Here is a 16,935-nt window from a genome sequence, read left to right as displayed (position 1 = left end):
TGGAGTTTTTAGTTAATGATTTATACTCAACATTATGGAACAGGTCGTCGTAAAAGTTCTTCTGCTAGAGTATTTTTAAAGCCTGGAGATGGCAGTATTACTGTTAATAAACGTTCTTTAGATAAATATTTTAGTCGTGAGACTTCTTGTATGGTTGTTAGGCAACCATTAGAATTATTTGATATGATAACTAAATTTAATATTTATATTACTGTCAAAGGCGGTGGAGTATCTGGTCAAGCTGGTGCTATTCGTCAAGGTATTACTCGTGCTTTAATTCAATATAATTCTTCTTTTCGTAATGAATTACGAAAAGCTGGTTTTGTTACACGTGATGCGCGACAAGTAGAACGTAAAAAAGTGGGTTTACGAAAAGCAAGAAAACGTCCACAATTTTCTAAACGTTAGTATTTTATTAAAGAACTTGGTTTTCTAATTAACCGAGTTCTTTTTATCGATTATATAATTTTAATTATATTCCAATATAATAATTTTTTGATAATATTTAATATTTAATTACATTTATATTGAGATAATTATTTTAAAAATATCTTTATAATATAAAAAATTTAAAAATATTATTTTTTTAAATATTTGCAAATAGAATGACATAGTTCTTGAGTACCAATTTTATTAACAGATGAAATTAAATAATATTTTTCTTTTATTTGTAATTGATCAACAATTTTATAAACAATTTTAATTAATTTTTTTGGATCTAATAGATCAATTTTATTAAAAATAAACCATTTTGGTTTATTATATAATTTTATGCTATATTTTTTTAGTTCATTGATTACAACATTAATATTATTAATAGGACAAGAACCATTAATAGGAGCTAAATCAATAATATGTAGTAAGAGTTTACATCTTTCTAAGTGTTTTAAAAATTGAATTCCTAAACCGATTCCTTGAGAAGCATCTTTCATTATTCCTGGAATATCAGCGATTATAAATTTTTTATTATGAGAAATAACAGTTCCTAAAGTAGGATATAGAGTTGTAAAAGGATATTCTGCAACTTTTGTTTTTGCGCTAGATATCTTAGTCACAAGAGTAGATTTTCCTGCATTAGGCATCCCTAATGTTCCCACATCAGCAATTAAGATTAATTCTAATTGTAGATCACGTTTTTCTCCCTTTGTGCCTAAAGTTCTTTTTCGTGGTGTTCTGTTAGTAGAAGATTTAAATCTTGTATTACCTAATCCATGCCAACCACCTTTAGCAATTAATATTTTTTGTTTATGATTTATTAAATCTTCGATTATTTCTCGTGTTTGATAATTAATAATTCTAGTACCTATAGGTACTTTGATAATAATGTCATTACCTTTTTTTCCAGAACAATTTTGACCTGATCCATTTTGACCATGTTGAGCTTGAAATATTTTTTTAAATCTTAAATCTATTAAAGTATTTAAATTATTATCTGCTTTTATCCAAATATTACCACCATTTCCACCATCGCCACCATCAGGACCACCTTTTGGAATATATTTTTCTCTTCTAAAATTAATACATCCATTTCCACCATTTCCAGCAATTACTTGAATTTTAGTTTGATCAATAAATTTCATTTTTTTTCCATATAAAATTTTTATTAGTATTTGAGTGCAATAAATACTAATAAATATAAAAAAATAATTAAATAAAAATTTTTAATATGTTTTACATATTTCATCCTATATTAGAGAAAATAGTTTTTTTATTAATAAGCATAGAATTCCCCTAAAATAAGGGGTTTTCTATATAGATATAATTTAATTTAAAATATTAACATATTTTCTTTTTTTGAGACCTTTTTTTTGAAATTGTACTTTACCATCAATCATAGCAAAAATAGTATGATCTTTTCCACAACCTGTATTTTGACCAGGATGAAATTGGGTACCACGCTGTCTAACAATAATGCTTCCAGCTAAAACATATTCACCACCAAAATGTTTTACGCCTAATCTTTGAGCATTTGAATCGCGACCATTTCTAGTTGATCCTCCAGCTTTTTTATGGGCCATTTTATTTTTCCTATTTAACTGTTATTAATATCAATAATTTTAACATCAGTAAAAGATTGACGATGTCCTTGTTGTTTTTTATAGTGTTTTCGACGATTAAATTTTACTATTTTAATTTTTTTTGATTTTCCGTGTTTTTTAATATAAGCTTGAATTATACCACCAGATATAAAGGGATTACCTATTGTAATATCATTTTCATCTTTGATTAGTAGTATTTTATTAAATTTTATTTCTGTACCTATTGGTGTATTAATTTTTTCTAATCTAACAGTTTGATTTTTTATTACTCGATATTGTTTTCCACCACTTAAAAAAACTGCGTACATATATACTCCATTGTATTTTTTATTTTTTATATTATAAATTTTACATAATAAATTTATTTATATAGAATAATAAAATATTTAATAATATTTTATTATGATCATATAAGTAATATTTATTTTATGATAATATCAGCACCTAAATTATTTAATTTTTTTACAATAGATTCATAGCCTCGCATAAGATGTTCTGTATGATGAACAGTTGTTTTCCCATCTGCGATACATCCAGCTAATACTAACATTGCTGATGCTCTTAAATCACTAGAAAAAACATGATTTGATGATAATTTAGGTATTCCATAACAAATAGCAGAATTGTTTTTTATGGTAATTTTTGCTCCCATATTAATAAGTTCTTTAATATGCATAAAGCGATTTTCAAATATTGTTTCAGTAATTTTTCCTATTCCTATTGATATTGTATTTAATAGAGTAAATAAAGCTTGCATATCCGTTGGTAATCCAGGATATGGTTCTGTACAAACATTAATAGAATGAGGTCTTTTACCTCTCATATCTAAACTAATCCAATTTTTTCCATTTTTAATAATTGCTCCAGTTTCAGATAATTTGTGCGTAATATTATACATATTTTTAGGATGGGTATTATGACAAATAATATAACCTTGAGATATTGCTGCAGCTATTAAAAATGTACCTGTTTCAATTCGATCAGAAGTGATTTTATATTTTCCACCATTTAATTGAATTACGCCGAAAATAATAATTTTATTAGTACCGGCTCCAATAATTTTAGCGCCTAAGGTATTTAAAAATTTTGCAACATCTATTATTTCTGGTTCACAAGCGGCATTATCAATGATTGTTAAACCTTCTGCCAATACAGCAGCACTCATAATAGTAATAGTGGCACCAACACTGATTTTTTTAATAAATATATATTTTCCTTGAAATCGCTTTTTTATAGAAGCAAAAATACAATTTTTATTTAAAATAATTTTAGCACCTAATTGGATTAAACCGTCAATATGTAAATCTATAGGTCTATTTCCTATTTTACATCCTCCAGGAAAAAAAATTTTAGCTTTTCCGAATCTTGTTAGTAGTGGAGCTAGAATCCAAATTGATGCTCTTATTTTTTTAATAAGCTCGTAAGGAGGGTAATAAATTGTTATTAAACTGGTATCAATAAATATTTTTTTTTTATATTTAATTTTTGAACCTAAAGATAAAAGTAATTTTAAAGCTATGTTAATATCAGTTAGTTTTGGAACATTATCAATAATAACTTTTTCTTTTGTTAAAATTGTCATAAATAAAATTGGTAATGCAGAATTTTTAGAACCTGAAATATAAACATTACCTTGTAATTTTTTATTACCTGTTACATAAAATTTACTCATGTATTGATAAGTCTCTATTCTATAAATAAAATATATTTTTATTAAGTATAGTAATGTATATATTATAACGAATTAATTATTTATATTATTACTAATAATATTTTTTTTATTCCATTCTTCTAAAGTATATGATTCTATTGATATTGCATGAATATGTTTTTCAACAATCATATTCATGAGAGGAGAATATATAATTTGTTGTTTTTTAACAGGGCTTAAATCTTTAAAAATATTTCCAATGGCAATTATCTTAATATGATTTTCATCACCTGTAATATAAATTTTTTGTAAATTTAATTTTTGTGTTAATAGTATTTTAATTTTTTCTATATTCATTTTTGATTATCTTTTATGGTAAAAATATATAATTAGATTTAATGATTTAATAATATTTTTTATTTTATATATTGTATTATAAATTAATTATAAAATATTATTATGCAAATAATGATTTTTAAACATGAAATTAATTTAAATTACTGTTTTTTTTATATATTATTGTTATAATTTTTTATTTCAATAGTATAGTTTTAAATAAAATAAAAATATTTCATGTTTTTTTAAGCAAAATTTTATAAGAAAGAATCGTATATAATATTGAATATTAAAAATTTAAAAAATATTATTTTGTATAAAATTTATCAAATGTTATTTATTTTTTAAAAAAATAAAAATTATGAGGTATATATATGACTAATTTAATTCCAATGACAATAAGAGGTGCAGAAAAACTTCGAGAAGAATTAAAAGAATTAAAAACCATACAACGTCCTCGTATTATTCTTGCGATATCTACTGCTAGAGAACATGGTGATTTAAAAGAAAATGCAGAATATCATGCTGCTCGTGAGGAACAATCTTTTTGTGAAGGGCGTATTCAAGAAATTGAGAAGAAGTTATCTCAAGCTCAAATTATAGATATTAGTACTATTTCTAACCATGGACGAGTAGTATTTGGTTCGACAGTCACTGTGATAAATATTAAAACAAAAGAAAAATTTACTTATCAAATTGTAGGTGATGATGAAGCGGATTTTAAAAAAAATTTAATTTCTATTAATTCTCCTATGGCAAGAGGTTTGATTGGAAAAGAAGTAGGTATGATTGCAACTATACGAACGCCAGGTGGTGATATAGATTATAATATTTTTAATGTAGATTACTAATTATTTTTATTTATTATAAATTTTTAAAAATATATTATAATTTTTTATTATATAATGCTTCTTTATATACTTCAATATTTTTATGAGTTGATAAGTAAAAATATTTTTAAAAAGTATTTTTTAATAATAAACACTAATATAGTGATCATATGACTTCTGTAAAAAAATCAAAAAGTTCTATTCGTTGGTTATCAGAGCATATTAAAGATAGATATGTAAAAGAAGCTAAAAGAAATAAAATAAGATCTAGAGCTTGGTTTAAGCTAGAACAAATTGATCGTAGTAATACATTGTTTTATTCTGGTATGAACGTTATTGATTTAGGTGCGTCGCCGGGTAGTTGGTCACAGTATGCCTCTTCTCAAATTGGAAATAAAGGCCGTATCATAGCATGTGATATACTTCCGTTTCAACCTATATCTGGTGTTAATTTTATTCAAGGAGATTTACAACAAAAAAAAACATTTAATATATTTTTAAAATATATAAAAAATATTCATGTTCATATGGTAATGTCTGATATGGCACCTAATATGACAGGACATTCTTCTATTGATTTACCCAGTTCTATTATCTTGTGTCAACTAGCATTAAAAATATCTAATTACGTATTATCTAAAAAAGGTACTTTTTTAGTAAAAGCATTTCAAGGAGATGGTTTTAATGAATTTTATAAAGAAATTAAAATGTTATTTTCCAAAGTTAAAATTTGTAAACCTAAAACTTCTCGATCAAGATCTCGAGAAATCTTCATTCTAGCAATCAGATGAAAAATATAGTAATCTGTTTTTTTTAAAATAGATGTAATGAGAGGTTGTTCCCTTGAGTGACATGGTTAAAAATCTGATTTTTTGGTTAGTCATCACGGTTATATTAATGTCTATCTTTCAGAGTTTTAGCTCTAATGATATCAGTGATCATAAAATAAGTTATTCTACTTTCTTATCAGAAGTAAATCAAAATCAGATTCGTGAAGCAAATATTAACGGGCATATTATTCATGTTACTAAAAAAGATAATAGTAAATACGTTACTTATATGCCTATTCATGATTTAAAGTTATTAGATAATCTTTTAATTAAAAACGTTAAGGTGGTAGGTTCATTACCAGAAGAACCAAGTGTAGTTGCATCTATTTTTATTTCTTGGTTTCCCATGTTGTTGCTCATTGGTGTTTGGATTTTTTTTATGCGTCAAATGCAAATGGGTGGTGGAAAAGGCGCTATGTCTTTTGGTAAAAGTAAAGCTCGTATGTTATCAGAAGATCAAATCAAAACTACTTTTGCTGATGTTGCAGGTTGTGATGAGGCAAAGGAAGAAGTAAGTGAATTAATTGAATATCTTAAAGAGCCTGCTCGTTTTCAAAAATTAGGCGGTAAAATTCCAAAAGGTATTTTAATGGTAGGCCCGCCTGGAACTGGAAAAACTCTATTAGCAAAAGCTATTGCAGGAGAAGCTAAAGTTCCATTTTTTACTATTTCTGGTTCTGATTTTGTTGAAATGTTTGTTGGTGTAGGTGCTTCTCGAGTAAGAGATATGTTTGAACATGCTAGAAAATCTGCACCATGTATTATTTTTGTTGATGAAATTGATGCAGTAGGTCGTCAAAGAGGTGCTGGACTAGGTGGTGGACATGATGAAAGAGAACAAACTCTTAATCAAATGTTAGTAGAAATGGATGGTTTTGATGGTAATGAAGGTATTATTTTAATTGCCGCTACTAATAGACCAGATGTATTAGATCCTGCTTTATTGCGTCCTGGACGGTTTGATCGGCAAGTGATTGTTGCTTTACCAGATATTCGTGGGCGTGAACAAATATTACGAGTACATATGCGAAAAGTGCCTCTATCAAAAGATGTAGATCCTATGATTATTGCGCGTGGTACATCTGGTTTTTCAGGAGCTGATTTAGCTAATTTAGTGAATGAAGCTGCTTTATTTGCAGCTAGATTAAATAATACTGTTGTTTCTATGATGGAACTAGAAAAAGCAAAAGATAAGATCATGATGGGTTCTGAAAGAAGATCAATGGTTATGAGTGATAGTCAAAAAGAAGCTACTGCATATCATGAATCTGGTCATGTTATTATTGGTAGATTAGTACCTCAACATGATCCAGCACATAAAGTGACTATTATTCCTAGAGGTCAAGCTTTAGGAGTAACGTTTTTTTTACCAGAATCTGATACATTTAGCATTAGTCGAGAAAAATTAGAAAGTCAAATATCAACTTTATATGGAGGTCGTTTAGCAGAAGAAATTATTTATGGTTCAAAAAATGTTTCTACTGGTGCATTTAATGATATTAAAGTAGCTACTAGTTTAGCTCGTAATATGGTTACTCAGTGGGGATTTTCTGAAAAACTTGGGCCATTGTTATATGCTGAAGAAGATGGAGAAGTATTTTTAGGACGTTCCGTAGATAAATCTAAGCATGTGTCAGATGAAACTGCTAGAATTATTGATGAGGAAGTAAAATTATTAATTGAAGTAAATTATAATCGTGCAAAAGTTTTATTAAATAAGAATATAGATATTTTACATGCTATGAAAGATGCTTTAATGAAATATGAAACCATTGATGCATTACAAATTGATGATTTAATGGAAAGGAGAGAAGTGCGTCCACCAAAAGGATGGAAATGAAGTATGTAATTTTATAGTAGTTAATAAATAATATATAAAATAAAAAAATATTATTTTTAATTTCTTTATTTTTTTCGACTCTTATTTTTAATATTAATAAAAATAAGATGAAGTGATTTAATTATATAACTTCATCTTATTTTTTATATCTATACTATAAATATATTTTTTATAGTATTTATATAAATTTTAATTATATGATGATAATATTTTAATAACATTTTTATTTATTAAAGAATAATCTTAAAAAATTAAATATATAAAAACATATTTTTAAATGATAAACCATCTTAGTAGAGGATAAAAATAAATTTTATTATAAGATAGTTATATATTTTGATATAAAATACAATATATAATTTACGTATAATAACTTCAAAAAACAACTTAAAATAAAATTTATCTTAGCATTAAGTATTAAAAGGAAGTATTATATGTATTTATTTTTTTTGGTATTTTTTATGTTAGTTTCTATTTTTTTAATTTCTTTTATTCTTTTACAGCCAGGTAAAGGATTTAATCATTCTACTTATTTAAGTTCTAAAAATAATTTAACTTTATTTGGTAATATGCATCGTAATAATTTAATAACTAAGATCATTAGCATTCTTTCTTGTTTATTTTTAGTAATCAGTGTTATTTTATGTAATATTAATAACAGTAAAATAAAAAAAAATTTTTTTTGGGAAAAAGATAAAAATAGTATTATTAGTAATCATAAAACATCTCATATAAAAAAAAACAAAACATTTCATTAATATTAATTTAACCAAAAATCTTTTAATAGCCGAGGTGGTGAAATTGGTAAACACGCTATCTTGAGGAGATAGTACTGAATAAGTATATGGGTTCAAATCCCATCCTCGGCAATATTTCATAAATAAGATATATTTTAATTGTAAATAAAAGACATACTTAAATAAATTAATATAAAATTTATCATATTTTTAATAACGTAGGGTAATGCTACCTAGACCTCGAATTTTCGGGGTTTTTTATTTAGAGAATTTGAAAAAAAATATATTTTATTATATATATTTTTTAATATTTAATATGAAAAATAAATTTTATTTTTTTTATTATAAAAAAGCTTTATTTTGAGGTTTACTAAGATGAATAAGGAAATCTTAGCTGTTGTAGAAGCTGTTTCTAATGAAAAATCTTTACCCCGTGAAAAAATTTTTGAAGCTTTAGAAATGGCGTTAGCAACAGCAACCAAGAAAAAACATGAACAAGAAATTGATGTTAGAGTTAGTATTAATCGTAAAACTGGAGATTTTAGTACTTTTCGTAGATGGTCGGTAGTAGAAATAGTCACTCAACCAACTCGTGAAATTACGATAGAAGCAGCGTGTTTTGAAAGTGAAAAAGTAGAAATAAATGATTATGTAGAAGATCAGATAGAATCTGTTATTTTTGATAGAATTACTACTCAAACTGCTAAACAAGTAATTGTACAAAAAGTACGTGAAGCAGAAAGAGCTATGTTAGTAGATCAATTTCGTAAATATACAGGAGAAATTATCACAGGTATAGTAAAAAAAATTAATAGAGATAATTTGACATTAGATTTAGGAAATAATGCTGAAGCATTAATTCTAAGAGAAGGTATGTTACCCAGAGAAAATTTTCGTCCTGGAGATCGAATAAGAGGTCTTTTATACGGAGTTTATCCTGAAGCTCGTGGTGCTCAATTATTCATTAGTCGTTCTAAACCGGAAATGTTAATTGAATTATTTCGAATAGAAGTACCTGAAATTGGTGAAGAACTTATTGAAATAAAAGCTGCAGCACGTGATCCTGGTTTGAGAGCTAAAATTGCAGTTAAAACAAATGATAATCGGATTGATCCAATAGGAGCTTGTGTTGGTATGAGAGGTGCTAGAGTACAAGCTGTATCTAATGAATTATGTGGTGAAAGGATTGACATTATTTTATGGGATGATAATCCTGCGCAATTTGTGATTAATGCTATGGCTCCGGCTGAAGTTGCTGCTATTATAGTTGATGAAGATCATCATACTATGGATATTGCAGTAGATACAAATCATTTAGCGCAAGCTATTGGAAGAAATGGGCAAAATGTTCGTTTAGCTTCACAAATCAGTGGCTGGGAATTAAATGTTATGACTACAGAAGAATTGCATAAAAAACATGAACAAGAAGCACATATTGCTTTTAATTTATTTAAAAAACATTTAAATATAGATGAAAAAATTATTAATATTTTAGTAAAAGAAGGTTTTTCATCTCTTGAAGAATTAGCTTATATACCATTTAATGAATTATCATCAATAAAAAATTTAACTAAAGAAGAATTAAAATTAGTTCGAGATCAAGCTAAATATGGGTTAAATGTAATAGAATCAGAAAAAAGAAATGCTCTTTTTTTAAAAAAATCTGAAGCGAGTTTATTAAATATTGAAGGCATGAATTCAATTTTAGCATCAAAATTATCGGAAAAAAATATATTTACTTTAGAAGAATTGGCTGATCAAGGAATAGATGATTTAGTAGATATTGAAGATTTAGATTCTAAAACAGCTGGGATGTTAATTATGGCAGCCCGCAATATTTGTTGGTTTGGTGGTAAAGTCTGATAATAGGAATTAATAGAAATGATAGATGTAAGTTTAAAAGTTTTATCTGATGAAATAAAAATTTCAATGAAGAATTTAATACAAAAATTGTCTGAGATTGGAATTTTTAAAAATGAAAATGATTCTATTAGCATCGAAGAAAAAAATAGTTTATTAGTTTCACTTCAAAAAGATAAAAATATTTCTTTTGATACTTTAATTTTAAAAAGAAAAATGCGTACTACTTTAAATATTGCTACAGTAGGAGGAAGAAATAAAGAAGTTCAAGTAGAAGTTAGAAAAAAAAGAGCATATTTAAAAAATAATAAATTGATACAAAAAATGTCATTAAGCGAAAATAAACAAAAAAATATATTAATTAAAAATAATGTTTTAAAACCAAAGAGTATAAAAAATTTAGAAAAAACAATTGATAAAAAACATGATATCACATCAAAAAATGTCATACAGAAAAAGTTATCTCATCCATTAAACATAGTAAATGATTTAAAAAAATTTAATAATTCTGCAAAAGATACGAAAAAAACACAGTTAAAAAAAAATATGGAATTATACGAGAAAAATTTAAATAAAAAAAGATTATTAAAAGATAATATAAAAAATTGGACTATTGGTGAACAAGATAAAAAAGACTATCATTTAACAACTTTTTTACGTACACAGAAAATTGAAAATGATCATACAACAGAAAAAGATCAAAAAAAACGTGCTCGTAATATTCAAAATAATCGTCAAAAAAAACATAATAAACAAAATAATAATGAAAAGTATAAAAAAGAAGATAATAGATTTAATACTTCTCAAAAGAAATCTATTGCATTACAGCAAGTTTTTCAAAAACCTACATCTATTATTAATAGAGATATAGTTCTTAATGAAACTATTACAGTATCAGACTTAGCTAATAAAATGGCTATAAAAAGCTCAGAAGTTATTAAAAATATGCTAAATATGGGAATAATAGGAGAAAATAATCAAGTTATTGATCAGGATACAGCTCAATTAATTGCAGAAGATATGGGTCATAAAGTTATTTTACATAGAGAAAATGAATTAGAAGAAAAAATTATGAAAGATCGAGATACAGGGAATAATATTTTTCTAATTCGTCCTCCTGTAGTAACTATTATGGGACATGTTGATCATGGTAAAACATCATTATTAGATTATATTCGCTCAACAAAAGTTACTATGAATGAAGCTGGAGGTATTACACAACATATTGGAGCATATCATGTTAAAACAAATGCAGGAGCGATTACTTTTTTAGATACACCTGGTCATTCAGCTTTTACCGCTATGAGATCACGAGGAGTTCAAATTACAGATATTGTAATCTTAGTTGTTGCAGCGGACGATGGTGTAATGCCTCAAACACTGGAGGCTATTCAACACGCTAAAGAAGCTAATGTTCCAATAATAGTTGCTATAAATAAAATAGATAAAATGGAATCAGATCTTGATAAAGTAAAAAATGACTTAATGAAATATGAAATTATTTCAGAAGATTGGGGAGGTAATAATATATTTATACCGCTTTCTGCTAAAACAGGAAAAGGTATTGATCAATTATTAAATGCTATTTTATTACAAGCAGAAATTTTAGAATTAAAAGCTATTTCTAATGGTATGGCAGAGGGTGTTGTTATCGAATCTTTTTTAGATAAAGGTAGAGGACCGATAGCTACTGTATTAGTTCAAAAAGGAAAATTAAATAAAGGTGATATAATATTATGTGGATTAGAATATGGTAAAATTAAAACTTTAAGAAATGAAATAGGTAAAGAAATTAAACATGCTGGACCTTCTATTCCTGTAGAAATATTAGGATTATCTAAAGTGCCTTTATCTGGAGATATAGTAACAGTAGTTCGTAATGAAAAACAAGCTAGAGAGGTAGCATTTTATAGACAAAATAAACATCGTGAAACAAAGTTATCGAATCAAAATCGAGTAAGTTTAGAAAACATGTTTGATAACATGAATAAAAATAATTTTTCTGAATTAAAAATTATTCTTAAATCAGATGTTCAAGGTTCTTTAGAAGCAATTTCTGGGGCTTTAATTCAATTATCTACTAATGAAGTAAAAATTAATATTATTAGTTTAGGAATTGGTAGCATTACAGAAACAGATGCTTCTTTAGCATTAGCTTCTAATGCTATTATTTTAGGATTTAATGTTCGAGCTGATAATACTGCAAAAAAAATTATTGATTCAGAGCACTTAGATATGCGTTATTATTCAGTTATTTATAATTTAATTGATGAAGTAAAATTAGCTATGACTGGTCTGTTATCACCAGAGTATAAACAAAATATTATTGGTTTAGTACAAGTAAGAAATTTATTTAAGTCTCCTAAGTTTGGCTTTGTTGCTGGTTGTATGGTAATAGAAGGTATTATTAAAAGACATAGTAAAATTCGAATAATCAGAGATAGTATTGTTATATATGAAGGTGAATTAGAATCATTAAGACGTTTTAAAGAAGATGTTAATGAGATTCGAAATGGCATAGAATGTGGTATTGCTATAAAAAATTATAATAATATACGTATTGGAGATACTATAGAAGTATTTGAAATAAAAGAAATAAAAAGAACAATATAAAAATTACTTTATTTAAATATTCTTTATTTTCTATATTTTTAAAATATCATTTTTTTTTGGTAATATAATTATGGAACAATTTTTTAGCCGATCTGATCGAATTTCACAAGAATTACAAAAAAATATTGCTTTTATCATACAACATTCATTAAATGATCCTCGTTTTAATACATTAATAACAGTATCTGAAGTTAAATTATCAAAAGATTTATCATATGCACAAGTATTTGTTAGTTTTTATAAAGATAATGATCAATATCATATAAAAAAAATTATTATTATGTTAAATAAAGCTTCTGGTTATATTCGTAAACTATTATGCAAAAAAATGAGATTGCGTATTATTCCATATATTATTTTTTATAATGATGATTCATTATTACAAGGTAATAAGATTTCTATGATATTAAATAATATTATGAATAAAAAGTAATGTCTATTTATAAAGAATGCATAGGATATATAAATGTTTTTTTATAAAAAACGAAATGTTAATGGATTACTATTATTAGATAAGCCACAAGGAGTGTCTTCTAATTATATTTTACAAAAAGTAAAATATATTTTTCATGCCAAAAAAGCAGGTTATACAGGAACATTAGATCCTTTAGCTACTGGTATGTTACCAATTTGTTTTGGAGAAACTACTAAGTTTTCTCAATATTTAAGTGAATCTGATAAAAAATACCATGTAATTGCAAAATTAGGTGAAAAAACTTCTACATCTGATTCTAATGGTATAATTATCAGAAGAAGAGTTATAGATTTTACATTTGATAAATTACATATGTCTATACAATCATTGACTGGTTTGATTGATCAAATTCCTCCAATGTATTCAGCTATTAAGCATAATGGAAAACCATTATATAAATATGCACGGAAAGGATTAATAATTAAGCGAAAGATAAGAAAAGTATTAATACATAAAATTGATTTTATTAATCAGTCTAATAATTGTATTGAATTTAATATATTTTGCTCAAAAGGAACGTATATTCGTACTCTTATAGAAGATTTAGGAGAAAAATTAGGCTGTGGTGCGCATGTTATTTTTTTACGTCGTTTGCAGGTAGCTTCATATTTTCAGTCACAATTAGTAACAATGGAAGATTTATATCATTGTTCTAATAATACTATTCATAGTATTAATTTTTTTGATACATTAGATAATTTTTTAATGCCTATAGATAGTCCTATATCTTTTTTACCAAAGATATTTATTTCTATAATGCAAGCATATGATTTTCATTTGGGTAAAAATATTTTTTTTTCAACTAATCTTCAAAATACTTTAGTACGAGTAATAGAAGAAAAAAATAAAAAATTTATAGGATTAGGTAAAATTAAAAATAATAGTATTATTATACCATATCGATTAATTTCTAATATAGATAATTAAGTAGTATATTTTTAAAAAATGAGTATGATATGATTTTTTAAATAATTTTACTATATTAAAATATATTTAATATAGTTTAAATATATGGAGTATTATATGTCTCTAAGTGTAACAGATAGAAAAAATATTATTTTAAAATATGGTAAAAATCAAAAAGATACTGGTATGACAGAAGTTCAAATTGCATTTTTAACACATCAAATTAATCATCTTCAAATTCATTTTTCTCAACATAAAAAAGATCATGGCAGTCGTAGAGGACTTTTAAGAATGGTTTCTAATCGTCGTAAATTATTAGATTATTTAAAGCATCAAGAAATATCTCGTTATACTATATTAATTGAAAATTTACATTTAAGACGATAATTATTTTTCATAAAAATATTATGTTTTATAAAGGGCTTTATTAGCCCTTTTTTTATAATTTTATCAGTTTTGATAATATTTAAAAATATATTTTTTATTTTATAAATAAAAAATTCTATTAATATTTTATCAATCGAATTTTTTATTAGTAACAATGGATTTATTACTTTCAATTTATTTTTAATTATTTTTAAGGATCATATCTTGCTCAATCCAATTGTACGTAAATTTCAATATGGACAACATACAATTACTTTAGAAACCGGTATCATGGCTAGACAGGCTACTTCAGCTGTAATGGCTAGTATGGATGATACTACAGTATTTGTTACAGTTGTTGGACAGAAAAAAATAAATGCAGAGCAAAAATTTTTTCCTTTAACTGTTAATTATCAAGAACGTGCATATGCAGCAGGTCGTATACCGGGTGGTTTTTTTAGAAGAGAAGGGCGTCCTAGTGAAAATGAAATATTAATAGCAAGATTAATTGATAGACCTATTCGTCCATTATTTCCAAAAGGTTTTTTTAATGAAATTCAAATTATTGTTACAGTAGTTTCAGTTAATCCACAAATTAATCCAGATATAATTTCTATTATTGGTGCATCGACTGCTTTAAGTTTATCAGGAATACCTTTTTATGGTCCTATAGGTGCTGCTAGAGTAGGGTATCTTAATAATCAATATATTTTAAATCCTACTAGTGATGATATGAAATGCAGTACTTTAGATTTAGTTATTTCAGGAACACAAAATGCTGTTCTTATGGTAGAAGCTGAAGCTAATATTATGAGTGAAGAAAAAATTCTTAATGCTATTCTTTTTGGCCATCATCAGCAACAGGTAGTTATTAATAATATTCGATCGTTATCTAATGAAGCAAGAAAATTACCATGGATTATATCTTATCCTGAAGTAAATCAATTATTAGAATCAAAAATTATAAAAATATCTGAATTAGAAATTAGTGCTGCTTATTGTATTTTTAATAAACAAGAAAGATGTGAAAAATTAAATAGTATTAAAGAAAATTTAATTGTATTTTTATCTAGTGAAAATGATAATATAGATCTTGAAGAAATAGAAGCAATTTTCCAAAAAATTGAAAAAAAAATAGTGCGTAAGCGTATATTAAATAATGAAAATCGTATTGATGGACGTGATAAAGATATGATTCGCGCACTAGATGTTCGTACAGGTATTTTACCCAGAACACATGGTTCAGCATTATTTACACGAGGAGAAACACAATCTTTAGTATCAGTTACTTTAGGGACATCTAGAGATGCACAAAATCTAGATGAATTATTAGGAGATCGAACAGATAATTTTTTATTTCACTACAATTTTCCACCTTATTCTGTAGGAGAAATAGGAATGATAGGATCTCCAAAGAGACGAGAAATCGGTCATGGCCGTCTTGCAAAACGAAGTTTATTAGCAGTGATGCCTAAATTAGATGAATTTCCTTATACTATTAGAATAGTATCTGAAATTACAGAATCAAATGGATCTTCTTCCATGGCTTCAGTTTGCGGAGCTTCTTTAGCACTTATGGATGCTGGAGTTCCTATTAAAGAAGCTGTTGCAGGAATATCTATGGGATTAGTAAAAGAAGGTAATAAATATGTTTTACTTTCAGATATATTAGGTGATGAAGATCATTTAGGAGATATGGATTTTAAAGTATCTGGAACAAAAAGTGGAATTACAGCATTACAAATGGACATGAAAATAGAAGGAATTACTAATGATATTATGAATTTAGCTTTATATCAAGCTAAAGCAGCTCGATTGCATATTTTGAATGTTATGCAACAAGCTTTAAGTGCTCCAAAAACTGATATTTCTGAATTTGCACCTCGTATTCATACAATGAAAATTAATCCTGAAAAAATTAAAGATGTCATAGGAAAAGGAGGATCTATTATTCGCATGTTAACTGAAGAAACTGGTACTGTGATTGAAATTGAAGATAACGGTATTGTTAAAATATCTGCTAATATTAAAGAAAAAGTAAAACATGCTATTCGTAGGATTAAAGAAATTACAGCTGAAATTGAAGTAGGTCGTATTTATTCTGGAAAAGTAACAAGAATTGTAGATTTTGGTGCTTTTATTTCTATTGGATTAGGAAAAGAAGGTTTAGTACATATTTCACAAATATCTGATCAAAGAGTGGATAAAGTGTCAAATCATTTGCAGCTTGATCAAATCGTTCTAGTTAAAGTTTTAGAAATAGATCGTCAAGGACGTTTACGATTAAGTATCAAAGAAGTAGATCATTCACTTAATCATAATAAATCTATAAAAAATATGATTATCTGATACAATTAATATACAGAATAATTTTTTTAATAAAATATAGATTTATATTTAATCCAATAGTACCATGTGAATAATATAAAAAATAATTTTTTTAAAATTATAT

Annotated in this window: 16 protein-coding genes and 1 tRNA gene; 12 read left to right on the top strand and 5 right to left on the bottom strand. The window is 25.8% G+C overall.

Going from position 1 to position 16,935, the window contains the following annotated elements:
- The first annotated feature begins 15 nt into the window (after nucleotides 1-15).
- The gene (gene rpsI / locus ACOI1G_RS02890) at nucleotides 16-408 is read left to right on the top strand and encodes a 30S ribosomal protein S9 (RefSeq protein WP_422667304.1); all 393 of its coding nucleotides are present in this window, start codon (nucleotides 16-18) and stop codon (nucleotides 406-408) included.
- A gap of 170 nt (nucleotides 409-578) precedes the next feature.
- Here the strand turns inward: rpsI and cgtA are convergent, their stop codons facing one another.
- From cgtA to ACOI1G_RS02865, 5 genes are all read right to left on the bottom strand, one after another.
- Nucleotides 579-1,580, bottom strand: a complete 1,002-nt coding sequence (gene cgtA, locus ACOI1G_RS02885; RefSeq protein ID WP_422667303.1) for an Obg family GTPase CgtA — start codon at nucleotides 1,578-1,580, stop codon at nucleotides 579-581.
- A gap of 183 nt (nucleotides 1,581-1,763) precedes the next feature.
- Nucleotides 1,764-2,018, bottom strand: coding sequence for a 50S ribosomal protein L27 (rpmA, locus tag ACOI1G_RS02880; protein WP_422667302.1), 255 nt, complete (start codon nucleotides 2,016-2,018; stop codon nucleotides 1,764-1,766).
- Nucleotides 2,019-2,032: 14 nt separating this feature from the next.
- A complete protein-coding gene (gene rplU, locus ACOI1G_RS02875; RefSeq protein ID WP_422667301.1) occupies nucleotides 2,033-2,347 on the bottom strand; it encodes a 50S ribosomal protein L21 in 315 nt (104 codons plus the stop codon).
- A 113-nt stretch (nucleotides 2,348-2,460) separates the two neighbouring features.
- Complete coding sequence (murA, locus tag ACOI1G_RS02870) at nucleotides 2,461-3,711, bottom strand: UDP-N-acetylglucosamine 1-carboxyvinyltransferase (protein WP_422667300.1); 1,251 nt, start codon at nucleotides 3,709-3,711, stop codon at nucleotides 2,461-2,463.
- A gap of 72 nt (nucleotides 3,712-3,783) precedes the next feature.
- On the bottom strand, nucleotides 3,784-4,047 hold the full coding sequence (locus tag ACOI1G_RS02865; RefSeq protein WP_422667299.1) for a BolA family protein: 264 nt from the start codon (nucleotides 4,045-4,047) through the stop codon (nucleotides 3,784-3,786).
- A gap of 353 nt (nucleotides 4,048-4,400) precedes the next feature.
- Between ACOI1G_RS02865 and greA the strand changes: the two genes are divergently transcribed.
- From greA to pnp, 11 genes are all read left to right on the top strand, one after another.
- Nucleotides 4,401-4,877, top strand: coding sequence for a transcription elongation factor GreA (gene greA / locus ACOI1G_RS02860; RefSeq protein ID WP_422667298.1), 477 nt, complete (start codon nucleotides 4,401-4,403; stop codon nucleotides 4,875-4,877).
- Nucleotides 4,878-5,026: 149 nt separating this feature from the next.
- Nucleotides 5,027-5,647, top strand: coding sequence for a 23S rRNA (uridine(2552)-2'-O)-methyltransferase RlmE (gene rlmE, locus ACOI1G_RS02855; RefSeq protein ID WP_422667297.1), 621 nt, complete (start codon nucleotides 5,027-5,029; stop codon nucleotides 5,645-5,647).
- Between the two features lie 61 nt (nucleotides 5,648-5,708).
- A complete protein-coding gene (ftsH, locus tag ACOI1G_RS02850) occupies nucleotides 5,709-7,526 on the top strand; it encodes an ATP-dependent zinc metalloprotease FtsH (RefSeq protein ID WP_422667296.1) in 1,818 nt (605 codons plus the stop codon).
- 434 nt (nucleotides 7,527-7,960) lie between these two features.
- Nucleotides 7,961-8,284, top strand: a complete 324-nt coding sequence (gene secG, locus ACOI1G_RS02845) for a preprotein translocase subunit SecG (protein ID WP_422667294.1) — start codon at nucleotides 7,961-7,963, stop codon at nucleotides 8,282-8,284.
- 28 nt (nucleotides 8,285-8,312) lie between these two features.
- Nucleotides 8,313-8,395 (top strand) — tRNA-Leu (locus ACOI1G_RS02840).
- Nucleotides 8,396-8,638: 243 nt separating this feature from the next.
- The gene (gene nusA / locus ACOI1G_RS02835) at nucleotides 8,639-10,126 is read left to right on the top strand and encodes a transcription termination factor NusA (protein WP_422667293.1); all 1,488 of its coding nucleotides are present in this window, start codon (nucleotides 8,639-8,641) and stop codon (nucleotides 10,124-10,126) included.
- An 18-nt stretch (nucleotides 10,127-10,144) separates the two neighbouring features.
- The gene (gene infB, locus ACOI1G_RS02830; RefSeq protein ID WP_422667292.1) at nucleotides 10,145-12,736 is read left to right on the top strand and encodes a translation initiation factor IF-2; all 2,592 of its coding nucleotides are present in this window, start codon (nucleotides 10,145-10,147) and stop codon (nucleotides 12,734-12,736) included.
- Between the two features lie 70 nt (nucleotides 12,737-12,806).
- On the top strand, nucleotides 12,807-13,169 hold the full coding sequence (rbfA, locus tag ACOI1G_RS02825) for a 30S ribosome-binding factor RbfA (protein WP_422667291.1): 363 nt from the start codon (nucleotides 12,807-12,809) through the stop codon (nucleotides 13,167-13,169).
- A 33-nt stretch (nucleotides 13,170-13,202) separates the two neighbouring features.
- Nucleotides 13,203-14,138: a tRNA pseudouridine(55) synthase TruB gene (gene truB / locus ACOI1G_RS02820; protein ID WP_422667290.1), complete on the top strand. Its 936-nt coding sequence runs from the start codon at nucleotides 13,203-13,205 to the stop codon at nucleotides 14,136-14,138.
- Nucleotides 14,139-14,234: 96 nt separating this feature from the next.
- Nucleotides 14,235-14,504, top strand: a complete 270-nt coding sequence (gene rpsO / locus ACOI1G_RS02815) for a 30S ribosomal protein S15 (protein WP_422667289.1) — start codon at nucleotides 14,235-14,237, stop codon at nucleotides 14,502-14,504.
- Nucleotides 14,505-14,708: 204 nt separating this feature from the next.
- The gene (gene pnp / locus ACOI1G_RS02810; RefSeq protein WP_422667288.1) at nucleotides 14,709-16,832 is read left to right on the top strand and encodes a polyribonucleotide nucleotidyltransferase; all 2,124 of its coding nucleotides are present in this window, start codon (nucleotides 14,709-14,711) and stop codon (nucleotides 16,830-16,832) included.
- Nucleotides 16,833-16,935 lie beyond the last annotated feature (103 nt).

It is taken from the genome of Buchnera aphidicola (Pterocomma populeum), from assembly GCF_049314985.1.
Lineage (GTDB): Bacteria > Pseudomonadota > Gammaproteobacteria > Enterobacterales > Enterobacteriaceae > Buchnera > Buchnera aphidicola_BQ.
Note: the sequence above shows the minus strand (reverse complement) of the source record. Positions and strands in the feature narration are given on the sequence as shown.

Bases quoted from the DNA above. Each gene is read 5' to 3' on its own strand.
- ftsH (WP_422667296.1), top strand. From the start codon at position 5,709: ATGGTTAAAAATCTGATTTTTTGGTTAGTCATCACGGTTATATTAATG.
- greA (WP_422667298.1), top strand. From the start codon at position 4,401: ATGACTAATTTAATTCCAATGACAATAAGAGGTGCAGAAAAACTTCGA.
- murA (WP_422667300.1), bottom strand. From the start codon at position 3,711: ATGAGTAAATTTTATGTAACAGGTAATAAAAAATTACAAGGTAATGTT.
- nusA (WP_422667293.1), top strand. From the start codon at position 8,639: ATGAATAAGGAAATCTTAGCTGTTGTAGAAGCTGTTTCTAATGAAAAA.
- rpmA (WP_422667302.1), bottom strand. From the start codon at position 2,018: ATGGCCCATAAAAAAGCTGGAGGATCAACTAGAAATGGTCGCGATTCA.
- rpsO (WP_422667289.1), top strand. From the start codon at position 14,235: ATGTCTCTAAGTGTAACAGATAGAAAAAATATTATTTTAAAATATGGT.
- truB (WP_422667290.1), top strand. From the start codon at position 13,203: ATGTTTTTTTATAAAAAACGAAATGTTAATGGATTACTATTATTAGAT.
- rlmE (WP_422667297.1), top strand. From the start codon at position 5,027: ATGACTTCTGTAAAAAAATCAAAAAGTTCTATTCGTTGGTTATCAGAG.
- rplU (WP_422667301.1), bottom strand. From the start codon at position 2,347: ATGTACGCAGTTTTTTTAAGTGGTGGAAAACAATATCGAGTAATAAAA.
- ACOI1G_RS02865 (WP_422667299.1), bottom strand. From the start codon at position 4,047: ATGAATATAGAAAAAATTAAAATACTATTAACACAAAAATTAAATTTA.
- secG (WP_422667294.1), top strand. From the start codon at position 7,961: ATGTATTTATTTTTTTTGGTATTTTTTATGTTAGTTTCTATTTTTTTA.
- cgtA (WP_422667303.1), bottom strand. From the start codon at position 1,580: ATGAAATTTATTGATCAAACTAAAATTCAAGTAATTGCTGGAAATGGT.
- rpsI (WP_422667304.1), top strand. From the start codon at position 16: ATGATTTATACTCAACATTATGGAACAGGTCGTCGTAAAAGTTCTTCT.
- rbfA (WP_422667291.1), top strand. From the start codon at position 12,807: ATGGAACAATTTTTTAGCCGATCTGATCGAATTTCACAAGAATTACAA.
- infB (WP_422667292.1), top strand. From the start codon at position 10,145: ATGATAGATGTAAGTTTAAAAGTTTTATCTGATGAAATAAAAATTTCA.